General features: G+C 60.1%; 5 protein-coding genes. 1 reads left to right on the forward strand and 4 read right to left on the reverse strand.

Annotated features, from left to right (window positions below; genetic code table 11):
• Positions 1-78: 78 nt before the first annotated feature.
• The 3 genes from E8Q41_RS20420 to E8Q41_RS20430 are packed head-to-tail and all read right to left on the reverse strand — an operon-like array spanning position 79 to position 7,925.
• Positions 79-1,395, reverse strand: coding sequence for a restriction endonuclease (locus tag E8Q41_RS20420; RefSeq protein WP_137157416.1), 1,317 nt, complete (start codon positions 1,393-1,395; stop codon positions 79-81).
• Positions 1,395-4,634, reverse strand: a complete 3,240-nt coding sequence (locus E8Q41_RS20425; protein WP_246660260.1) for an AAA family ATPase — start codon at positions 4,632-4,634, stop codon at positions 1,395-1,397. Before E8Q41_RS20425 ends, E8Q41_RS20420 begins: the two co-directional genes overlap by 1 nt.
• The gene (locus tag E8Q41_RS20430; RefSeq protein ID WP_205910402.1) at positions 4,635-7,925 is read right to left on the reverse strand and encodes a TM0106 family RecB-like putative nuclease; all 3,291 of its coding nucleotides are present in this window, start codon (positions 7,923-7,925) and stop codon (positions 4,635-4,637) included. It lies immediately after the preceding gene.
• Positions 7,926-8,039: 114 nt separating this feature from the next.
• On the opposite strand from E8Q41_RS20430, the gene E8Q41_RS20435 reads away from it, so the two are divergent.
• Complete coding sequence (locus E8Q41_RS20435; RefSeq protein ID WP_137157417.1) at positions 8,040-9,023, forward strand: WYL domain-containing protein; 984 nt, start codon at positions 8,040-8,042, stop codon at positions 9,021-9,023.
• Positions 9,024-9,708: 685 nt separating this feature from the next.
• Here the strand turns inward: E8Q41_RS20435 and E8Q41_RS20440 are convergent.
• Positions 9,709-11,268: a zinc finger domain-containing protein gene (locus tag E8Q41_RS20440; RefSeq protein WP_205910403.1), complete on the reverse strand. Its 1,560-nt coding sequence runs from the start codon at positions 11,266-11,268 to the stop codon at positions 9,709-9,711.
• Between the last annotated feature and the right edge of the window lie 154 nt (positions 11,269-11,422).

Below are 11,422 nucleotides of genomic sequence, written 5' to 3' on the forward strand. Positions count from 1 at the left end.
GGGAATGCCGAAGGCAATCCGCGTCCGCCGCATCGCCTAGTAGAGAAAGTCGGAGATCTGCTAAGGAGTGCTCCTAGTTTAGCTCATTGGCACGGCGGAAACCTGCTCTTTGTCTAACAGCAAGCGACGAAGCCGTGCTACTATTTCTGCACTGTTTGATAGGTCAAGGCTCACGATTTCCAGTATGGTGGCGTTCCCGGTGATACGATGTCGCGCATGAACATCTTCTTCCGCTCCCAAGCCCGAATGATGAGGATAAAGCAGCGTCAGGCGCGGCGCTTGATAAAGCTGCGCATAGGCCATCATCTGATAGACATCAGCCTGCGAAACACCTTGCTTCGGGTCATCGATCCGGGAGGATATCCGCTTCCATTTGGTATCGACGACATGGGTTACCTTGCCCCCCTGCCGAATTAGGATGTCGGGCTTAGTCTGGAATAGCCCTCGCCCGCTATCCTGCGCGCTGAGGCAGAACAGGCGCCCGCCTTGCAACGAGACCGTAAGCTCTGTTCCCGCCAGCGCCCGCGCAATCAACCGCCCAATATATTCTTCGAACAGCGCGTTCATCTCGAACAACATCGCCGTGCCCTGACCAGCACCGCCCGAGGTCGTCTGATAGCGGTCCTGCAAAAACAGGCGGGCCATGGCGAAGAGTTCTTGCCAGGGCCGATTGGTGCGATCGATGACAACCTCGTTCAAGCGCAGTGCTGAAACCGGTACATCTGCGATGTCGGCATAGAGGAAGGCCAACTCGCGCAGGCATTGCTGGTTGGCACTGCGCCGCGAGACGCGGAGAAGGCGAACCACTGCCGCCTTCATGATCCGGTTGAGCGCGATGTCTTCGGACAACAGATCGAACCGACAGGCAAGGCGCGAGGGGTTGACCGCATGGCGGGTGAACTGGCGGGTGATGTCGAGTTGGCCGCGCAAGGTCGGCAAGTCCTCCTCGCGTTCGACATACCGGCGCGGCATTCCCTTGCGCAGAGCCGTGGTGAGCTTGTCGCAAAAGATGCGGATCAGAATTTCGAGCAGAGTTTCACGCTGCCAGGCGAGATCGGTGATGACGCCTAGATCAATCTTAAGATCGAGTGCGACGGCCAGCATATGAACCAGGCGTTTGCGGATCGCTGCGTTCTGGTGATCGGGCGTTTCACCCGGCGCCACATCGATCTTGGGCAGGATCTCCAGGCTCGCATCGCCCGCTGCCAGAATTCCGACCACGCCGCGTGCGCGCAAGGCATGCCGGCCATGTTCGAGCACCCCGCTGCCGCCACGGCCGGCAAAAGCCGAGCGCGCTGCCAGACCCGCCAGCCGGTCGGCATGGTGGGCCGGGATCTGCCCATCGCCATCGCCATAGGCGAGCTTGTCCCATTCTCGAACCGTATAAACAGGCATCAGGCTGCAAAGTCCGAGAAATCGAAACTGGCCTTCACACTCCAGCGCCGCTTGTCTCCATCCCGCTCATCATCAGCAAAGCCGGCGGGAGCCGGCAGTCTCTTTGATTCGAGGAAATGGGCACCGTTGGTGCCGTCACCATCGCCGAGCACTGCGGCGACCTTCGACCAGTCCTCATAGAAATACTCGGCCAAAAGCGGGATGACCTTGTGGCGCATGACGTCCTCGACATCGGCGCGAGAGCTGCATCCAGTGAAATAGGCGTGACCGATCTGGTGCTCGCGATCGAAGAGATATTCGATCCGCTCATTGAGGGTGTGCAGCAGCTTGCACAGATCAATTCCATCGAGATTTTCCGCATCAAGCTTCCGGACCTCCAGCGCCCGGCGAAGCTCTGCAACGTCCGGCATCAGCTCGCGGAAGGTGAAGCGGCGACGCAGGGCGGTATCGAGCAGCGCAATCGAGCGATCCGCGGTGTTCATCGTGCCGACGATGTGCAGATTGGCCGGCACGCCGAATTCGTCGCCTGAGTATGGCAGATGCACTTTGATGGCGTTGGGTTGCCCCAGACGCTTGTCCGGCTCCAGGAGCGTGATCAATTCGCCGAAGACCTTGGAGATGTTGGCCCGGTTGATTTCGTCGATAATCAACACGAAGGCCTCGCGCTCAGCATCGGCGTCAGCCTCCTTGATCGCGCTGTTCATGTAGCGCTCAAGAGCAGGAATATTGAGGCGCTCCTTCTTCAGCCCGTAAAGCGACCGCATCGTGAAATTGCCATCATAGATCTCGGTGACGGGCACACCGTCAGCATCGTGCCAAAGCCAGCGAACGGCACGCCTGTGGCCATAGTTCCCCTCCGGCCGCGGATGATATTCGTAAGGACCAGTCACCTCGCCTATGGCGCGGATCAACCGGTTCCCTTTCGACACGACAATGATGTCGCCCGGCTTGAGACGATTCCGAAACGTGTCGGTGATCGACACCTGGCTAGACTGCAATGTGACCGGTCCTTCGATCTTGCCCTGCTCCTGGCAAGTTTTCAGGATTTCCTCGGCATCCCCGTACTTCGGGTCGCTCCAGTCGATGTCTTCCCAGCTCAGCAGCGTGTAGCCACCCTCGATCACTTCCTCGAAGAGTTCTTGATCGCCGGCGTCCCGGCTAAAGCCGACCGACATCTTGTAGATTTGGCGGCCGTCACTCGTGATCCGATTGCTGATCGCCGTCTTGCCCAGTCCGGTCTCGGCCCGCTTCGCAATGCGCCGGAAAATCCCGGGCACCGTTTCCAGTCGGAACCCCGCTGACGTTGCGCCTTCATCGTCATCCGATCCGGTCATAGGCTGACGACCCTCGACAAAATCCTCATAAGCCATCGACTGGTGAAAGGTGACGAACTCGATCCGACCTTCGCCTGCAAGGCGGCGATATTCAGCCATCAGGGCATCGCGGTCATCGCGCAGAGGTTCGGCCGGACCATCACCCAGACAGAGCCGCACGGCTTCCCAGGCCGTCGCATAGGTCTTGCCGGTTCCCGGCGGGCCGTAAAGGATGAGGTTGGTGGCGGCGGGCATCGCGGTGGTGGGTGCAAGCGTCATGGTTTGGTGCCCTTCTGCCGAGGCGAGTTGATAGGTAAAAACTGTGGTGCTGCTGGGATTGGGCAGCGTGTGCGTCGGCGGCGGAACGTGGGCGCATCGCTGGAACTCTTCGCTCCCGAGCGCGCTGCAAATCGCCGGATTCCGATCGCGCAAGCCCATATCACGCCCAAGGTCGCCGGCGCGGATTGCAACCTCTGCGGCGGCGTTCTCACGAGCCGGTTCGACATAGTAGTTGAGCGCGCAGAGCCGGATGCGGTCGGCGTCGCCGATCAGATGCTCATACCGCTCCGGCGGCGTGACCGGCGCATCATCGCCATCGACGATGATATAGCCGGCATTGTGGAGCTGGGCGGCGGCATCGGCCTTCTGTCCCCAACCGCCGTTGAGCTGTGTCTTGCCGCGCAGAAACCCCACGATCGGCTTGGATGGGTAGATCCGATAGGGTCGGTCACGTGACGAACGCACCCAGTAGTCACGTGGCTCGCCAAAGGCATCGAAGATGGCGCTGTGCTCCTGCGATTGGCGGTAGCTGTCATAGGCGTCCATCGCCGCCTCGATCGCCTCGCGCGAAAAGGTGGCCACATCTTCCTCCTTGTAATTGTGGACGATCCACAAGGCGCTTTGGACGTCGATCATGTCTCGCGGCGCCAGGCCTCGATCTGCGAAAGCGCGCCGGACCGCCTGCATGAAGCGCCATTCGTCGCGATAGATGTCGGCCATCGACGCATGGTCGGGAAACCGGCTACCCACCGCTTCCCGCCAGAGGTCCTGACGTACGGAATGGCGAATATAGATGCCATCGTCAGGAGCGAGATGGAGGAACAGGAATTCGGCTATCTGGCGTGCCGGGTCTGGCTTGCCGTCTGGAACCGCAGCGATCCATGCGTTGACGAAAGCCTCCAGGGCGGCCGCGTAGCCGCCCGGCGCACCGAGCGCAGCCTCAACCAGCGTTCGCAAGGCCGGCCAGAGCTTTTGGCGATCGGCGTCGCCCTTTGACGACATCGGCCAATAGGCGCGCCATTGCAGCAGATTACTTTTGACGAGCGCGGTGTTAACGGCGTCGGCCAGCGCCTGATCGGAATCGGCCTGCGCGATTGCGGCCTTGAGCTCGGCTGCGGTCTCCAGCTTGTAGGTCCGTTCCGCCTGGTCGAATTGCGGATCGGGTAGATCGAACCGATCGAGCGCGGGGAAGAAATGGCGCAACTGCTTGATCCAGCGCGCGACCGCCGCCGGATTGAGCACCAGCTCATCGTCGGACTGCAACAGCACGCCGATCAGCCGGCGCAGGGCCTCGGCGCTGTCGATCCGCACGACAAAGCAGTCAGTATCGCCAAAGGACCAGTCGCGGCTAAGGGCGGAATGTCGCCCGCCGTCCTTTATGCCGCTTTGATAGGGTCGCAGCTCGGTGGCAAAGCCCTTTGCTTCGACCAGTTCGCGCCATTGTATGTGAAGAAAGACGTTCGCCGGATTCTGAATTTCCCACAGCAGGCGCTCGCCTACGCCAAATTCAAAGGACGCCATCTTCTTAGTGACGCCTTCGCCGGGGCGCAGACCCGAACCTCGGAGCACATCGAAAAGCGCCCGTCGCAGCGGTATGGGACGTTCGTGCTCATTTTCATCGAGGCGCGCCTCGAAATTCGTCCACAATCAAAGAACTCCAAACTCAGGCAATGCGCACAGCGTATTAACGAGGCGCATCTGTTCGACTGTGTCGCATTTGGCTTCGCGCAGCCGGGGCGCGCCGAAGACGAGCGCCAAGCCTTTGGCGCGCGAGACAGCGACGTTGATGCGGTTGAGCGAGAACAGGAAGTCCATGCCGCGCGGGGTTTCTTCGACCGAGGAGGCAGTCATGGACACCAGGCAGACGGGTGCTTCCTGCCCCTGGAACTTGTCGACCGTGCCGACACGAATGCCAGTGGGTAACGCATCCTGCAGGGCGTTAACCTGCGCATTATAGGGCGCAACGACGATGATGTCGGCGGGCTCGAGGGCGCGCGTTGTCTCATCCTTGTCGGTCCAGCTTCCCGAGAGCAGATCATCGATCACCGCGTGAATGGCAGTGACTTCCTCGACCGCGATCTGGGCATTGCCCTCATGCGCGACCGGCACCCAGAAAGCGCCAGCTTCAGGAAAACCCGTCCCGTGGACGGCCTGGACGGCTGTATCGGGCGCGCTGTTGAGACGGCCTTCATAGACCTGCCGCGAAATAAACCCGCAGACATCGGGATGCATACGGCGTGAGACCGGCAGAAAGATGCCGCGATCGGGCGGGATGGTGGCGTGCTCGCCCAGCATCCATTCCAGACACGACAGTTTCGCCGGCTCGGGATGCGCGCCCTGGATGACCTGCGGCAATTGACGCGGATCGCCGACCAGCACGATGTTGCGCGCGCACCGGCCCATGGCGACCATGTTGGCGAGCCCGACCTGCCCGGCCTCATCGACGAACAGCCAATCCAGCGCCTGCTCGCGCTCCGGCCGCGCAAAAAAGAAGGCGGTGCCGCCGACCACATGGGCACGGCTCCAGAGGGAATCGTCATTGGCGGTCGAGCGGATGACGCCAATACAGTCGTCCGGATAACCGTCTTCGCCGCTGCCGACCTTGTGACCGATGCACAAGCCCGGGACAGGATCGCCATCTTCTTGCGCGGCAAGACACCCCATCAGTACGTTGCGGATGGCCTCATGACTGTTCGAGGCCACGCCAACGCGGTGCCTCTGGCGCACCAGCGCAAGGATTGCCCGCGCGGTGACATAGGTCTTGCCGGTTCCCGGTGGCCCCTGGATCGGCAACACCGTACCGTCCATGGCGGTAATCGCCGCGATGGTGCCCGTCAGCGGATCAGCGCCATTCAGCAGATCCGCGCGCGCGCCCGTCACAAGACGCGGCGCGACGCGCGCCAGCAGATCATCGATCGCGGTCAGGCGGCGCGCGCCGCATTGATCTTCGATCACGTCGTGCAAAGCCGCGGCAATGACGTCCGTGTTCAGCGGCCAGTCCGGATGCAACGTCAGGCGGTCAGCCAAAAGATGGGCTTTGGCATGGCCAGCCTTGATCGCAATGATCCCGGTGGTGCGATCCAGTTCCTCGATGCTGATACTGGCTGGCGGCCCATCGACGACCGGGACTGTTGCACCGCGGCCTGCGCGCAGCTTGGTTTCCTGCGGCGGAAAGCGATAGCGGCGCATCATCGAGCGTTTGACCGGTTCGGCGGGGCCGATGGCTTCCAGACCGGCCAACGCATCGAGATCGTCGATCAGATCATCCTCGTCCTTGCCTGTGCTGTCGAAAACCGCCCATTGTGCCGGCTTCGCCTCGCGCTTATGGAACAGGCCGAGGTTGAACAACATGTCCTGTCGGTTCTGCGGCAGGTCGGTCACGGCGAGCTTCGCGCGCAGGGCCCGGGTATCGGCGTCTTCCTCGACCTCCTTGTCGCCGGCATCCACGGCCAGGACCGGCCATGGCGCGGCGGGCCGGATGCTAACCAGCCAGTCGCGCAGTTCCTCGGTCGAGATACAGTCGATGCGATTGTAATCCTCGATCTCATCGAGAATCTGCTGCTCGCCGGTTTCGCGCCAGCGCTCATAGGCCACTACAGAGCCACCCGCCGTTTTCACCTCCCCATCGCGTTTGCGGCCATAGAAAGCTTCCATCGACTTGATGGAGTAATTGGCTTCCGAACCGATGAGCGCGCCGCGCACCACGGCGAAGAGATCGACAAAGCGCCGCTCGCGCAGCAGGCGGTCCAGAAAGGCCTCACCGATCCCGTATTTGGCGGTCAGCCGCCGCAAGGCGGTGATCTCGTAAGACGCATAGTGATAGATGCGTGCCTGGGGAAATGTGGTGAGCCTTTCCCGGAAGAAATCTAGCAGCTCGGACAGGGCCTGGGCTTCGGCGACATGGTCATGCGCCCAGAACGGCGAGAACTGTCCTTCGAGCCAGACGCCGTGGAGATATTCGAGGCCCCCTTCGTAATGCGGGTCGCCTTCAATATCGTAGAAGATGTCGCCCCGCTGGGGCTCCGGCAGCAGATCGAAGCCCTTGCCCGGATCGGGCAAGCGCAGCTCGAAGGCGGGCGCCCCCGTCTTGCGGGCATGTTGCAGACGGGCCTGGGTCACCAGACGCGCTCGCGTGTTTTCAGCCATGCCGCGGATCGGGCGGTCGAGACCGGCCAGCGCTTCCATGGTCGCGATGCCGGAGGCCTCTAGTTTTTTGACCTGGCTGCGGCTGATATTGGCGACGTTGAACAGGTTGTCCTCGGTCTGCCACAGTTTCTGGCAGTGATCGCCCCAGCGGCAGAGCCTGCAATCAGCACAGGGGATCGGGCGGGTCGGCGCCGGATCTTCCAGGAAAGCCTCGAGCCGCTGGCGCGCCATACGCGCATAGGCCTGATAGTCGGCGAGCCGTAGCTGCGCCCGGCTTCCATCGCCGAGTTCGACATGGGCAAATTCAGGGGCGACGCCCTGAACCTCGGTCAGGAGGTCCGAATAGAGCACCAATTGCAGCACATGTTTGGGATGGGGACGCCGCTTGAGTTTGGTGTCAGTAACTTCATAGCTGAAGGGACCCAGAGCTGATGGACGGTCGACGCGCTCGAGAAAATCCGACCAACCGCCCCAATTTTTGCCGAGTAGCGCCCCTTGGAAAACTATCTGCGGACCCTGGGCTAATGCGGCACGCGTCACTTCCGCATTGTCGGCCAGAGCAGAACGAACGATCTCCACCACAGAAACGCCTGACGCCTTTAACGTCGCCAGATGGGCGGCTTCATGGGCATCGCCCTGTCTCTGTAGCAGAGCCGCATCATCGGTGTCCTCCCGGGGTACTGGGCCTTGGCCGCACATATAAGCGAGATCTAGTGCGCTAGCATGGGTGCAGCCCATGAAGCGCATCAAATCCGACGCGGACAAAAAAATTCGGCCGTCAATCTTGCGCACGCACCCCTCCATTCGAGCGCAACCGGCAAGATACCGTATCTCGACAGATTGCAGCATCATCGATACCGTGCATGGGTGTCAATATCTGACATGCTTGATTGTCAGGATGCTACCATGTCGTTCTCAAAGGCTCAGGACCTGGTCAGACTCGCGCGCTTGGCTGCCACTAGGCGCTCCGGTGTTTCTCTCGATGAAATTTGCGAGGAATTCGGCGTATCCCATCGCACGGCCCAACGAATGACCGAGGCTCTCGAAACTGTTTTCGCAAATGTCGAAGCAGAGGATGGCGAAGATCGCCGGCGAAGATGGCGTATCGCGGACAGGATGCTTGATCGGCTCCAACTTCGACAGGAGACGGCCCTAGAGGCACTGGAGATCGCCAGCAGGACCGCACGCCTCGATGGTCGCCTCCGGCATGCAACTGCTCTAGAGGATATGCGCGATGGGCTGCTTGCGCGCCTTGTTCCGAAAGATGCATTGCGTACGGAGGCGGATGTCGAAGCCGTGCTGATGGCGATGGGATCGGTGACGCGCCCGGGTCCTAGGGTTAATCTCCCTCCGCTAGTTCTGGATGCCGTGATTGAAGCGCTGCGCGGTCCGTTTCGCTTGCGGCTGCATTACGGTAGTCACGACGCTCCGGAGCGGGTCATTGAACCCCATGGCCTCCTACTTGGGCATCGCAGCTATCTTGTTGCACGACAGCCCGCGCGAGGAGAAAAGCTATTCAACTTCCGAATGGACCGCATCTACGGCGCGCATACCACCGATGAGACATTTTGTTTCGAACCCGGTTTCTCGATTGAAGAGTATGCGGCTCAATCCTTTGGGGTTTTTCAGAACCAAGATCAGTATTGTGAAGTCATTTGGCGTTTTTCCCCAGAAGTTGCGTCCCGAGCTTCTGAGTTTTGCTTTCATCCGAGACAAAATCTCGAATGGGAAGAGGATGGCGGCCTAATCGTCCGCTTCCAGGCATCGGGTTGGCTAGAGATGGCTTGGCACCTCTATCAGTGGGGTGACAAGGTGCAAGTAGTGGCGCCGGAGGGGCTAAGGCTGTTGATCGAAGGTTATGGCAGAGCCGATTTCGAAGCACTCCCCTAAAAGCGTAAGACGGGAATGTTTTCCGCTCATCCAGTAGATCATTTGTAGGTCATCGACGCGGCGCCTGTTTCCACGCGTGCCCGACTTGTCTGCGCGGCAGATTGACAGACTTCGTCAGCGGCCAAAAGCGGAAATAATTACCGCTCAACCCGCCGGTTGACTGACGCCCAAAGCCAGGGCACAAAGGTGGCATCCACGGTCACCCGCGGCCGGAAAACAGAGGGAATTTCAAGGCTCTTCTACTACGTCCTTGAAATCATGTGAGAATCCAGGTCTCCCAGGCAGGCCATTTCAGGCCGCTCATTCGCTCTAAATCGGCGACCCTCTCCACTTCAAAAGTCGACGTCTTCTCAATAAGTTGAGCGGTCTCGGCTGTGATCCTTAAGCCATCAGTCAACCTCAGCGACACCAGAAAATTTGGCTGGGGACCCAAGAGCAATGACCACAACGGGGTCGGGAGGTGATTGTCCGATCTGGAGGTCGCGGATGAAGTAGCTGCTATAGAGCGCGGGCCAACCTCAATGACCGCTTCCGACCCATTCCCACCCTTCGCGAGGTCACACAACGATCCCTACAGCAGCCGTCGGACTTTGGCCTATCTGGAACTATTAGCAAAGGGTATCCGATAGCGTCCAGGTGGGTTGACCCGGACATAGTGGCCGTTGCGCAGCAGCTAGCGGAACGGCTAAAACCGGTCGGCGATGTAACGCGGCACTTCGCCTTCGCCATCGCAGGTCCTGCAGAAGTCCGAATCGTCCCCCTTGCATGCTGGGCAGGCCACCATCTTGAAGTCGCTTCGGTCAACCTGTTCAGCCTGCCAGCGCTCCAGACGCCCCTCGCCGCCGCAAGCATGGCAAGGCATTCCATACCATTCACCGGACCCTTCGCAGATAAAACAGTCCTCGCTCTCGTACTGGCGGACATCGACCTGGTCCGCATAACGCCGCTCCATCTGTTGTTCGCCATGGCATTCAGGGCAGTCTTCTCCGCGAAACGTACCCTTCCCCTTGCAAAGGGGGCAATCCACTAACGCGTATTCCCGGATGTCGACCTGGTCCCGTTGATGTCGTTCAAGCTTTCCGCTGCCGTCGCAAACTGGACAAGCGCCATGCTTCCATTTTCCCGTGCCCTCGCAGAGGTTGCAGGACACCTCATCCCATTCGCGGGGGTCGACCTGGTCGGCGAAGCGACGTTCCATCTGGCCCTCGCCATCGCAGGCCGGGCAGTCGTCCCCGTTGAACGCGCCTTTCCCCTTGCACAGAGGGCAGCTCACATCCCCATATCGATCGAGATCCAGTTCACGGATCTCGTATGCCTTCAGTTCGCCCTCTCCGCCGCATGCGGGGCAATCCTCATGCTTGTAGTGCCCATTACCCTTGCATAGCGGACAGGCTTCATAACCGGCGCGCCGGGCGAATTCCGTTTTCATGTCGCTGGCGAGTTTCAGCGTCGCTCCGACATGCTTCGATTTGGTGGAACTTCCGGCGAGAGCATCGAACTGCGGCTTCATCGCCACGAAGGCAGCATAGTCCGGGTCGTGCTTCGAGGTGGGTGCAAGCTTCCCGACCTCGACCACCGCCTTCTTCGCCAGCGATTTGACAGCGGCGACCTGCTCGGGTGTCTTGGCTGCAGCGAGTTGAGCGTTCAGGCTGTCGCAGGCCTTCAACATCGTGAAGAGTTGTCCCGTCACCTCAGCCTGGAACTGCCAAAGGCCGCGCCGATAGTAGGTCAGGGATTGCTTAAAACTAACAACGAAATCCTTGGCATCTGCCGAGGGACCGTATCCCCCGTGGTCGAACTTGGTGTGATGGTTAGCGCAAAGCCAGATGAGGTTCTCAGGATGGTTGTTCTTAGACTTGGCAACCGGATTGATATGTGCAGCCTCACATGAATTGCCGTTCTTGAGGCATATTGCGCACTCCCCGCTGGCCTCCTCCTTGATCTCGCGCTGAATCCCGTTGGGCACTGGCGGCCTGGCGTCCTTCTTCGATGGCCATGGCAGCTTCAGCCAGTCGTCGAATCCGAGCAGTTCTGATCGCTGGACGAATATACGCTCTCCATCCTTGCGGATCTTTAGCTTCCTGCTGACCTCCTGCTTAGGCGCGTACTTGGCGAGCCACCGGAGCAGTCTTGGTGACATACCCACCAGGGCTGCCGCTTCGAATTCATCGAGCTCGTCTTTGGCTTTTGAGGGTGACATGGGATGATACTGCTTTCGGCCTTCAATCTCCTTGCGCAATCTCAAGCAGGACTGAGGTAGCGCCGAGTGCGGCATATACACTGGCGGGCACCGGCGATCCAAGCTCTTTCTGTGATGGTTTGGACTTGCATCGGAAAAGTGGAGAGGTTTTCTTGAGTTGAAAGGAAACCGGAATGCCGAAGCAGAAGAATTTTACCAA

This window comes from Rhizobium sp. FKL33 (assembly GCF_005222915.1).
Lineage (GTDB): Bacteria > Pseudomonadota > Alphaproteobacteria > Rhizobiales > Rhizobiaceae > Rhizobium_E.

Bases quoted from the DNA above. Each gene is read 5' to 3' on its own strand.
- E8Q41_RS20435 (WP_137157417.1), top strand. From the start codon at position 8,040: ATGTCGTTCTCAAAGGCTCAGGACCTGGTCAGACTCGCGCGCTTGGCT.
- E8Q41_RS20420 (WP_137157416.1), bottom strand. From the start codon at position 1,395: ATGCCTGTTTATACGGTTCGAGAATGGGACAAGCTCGCCTATGGCGAT.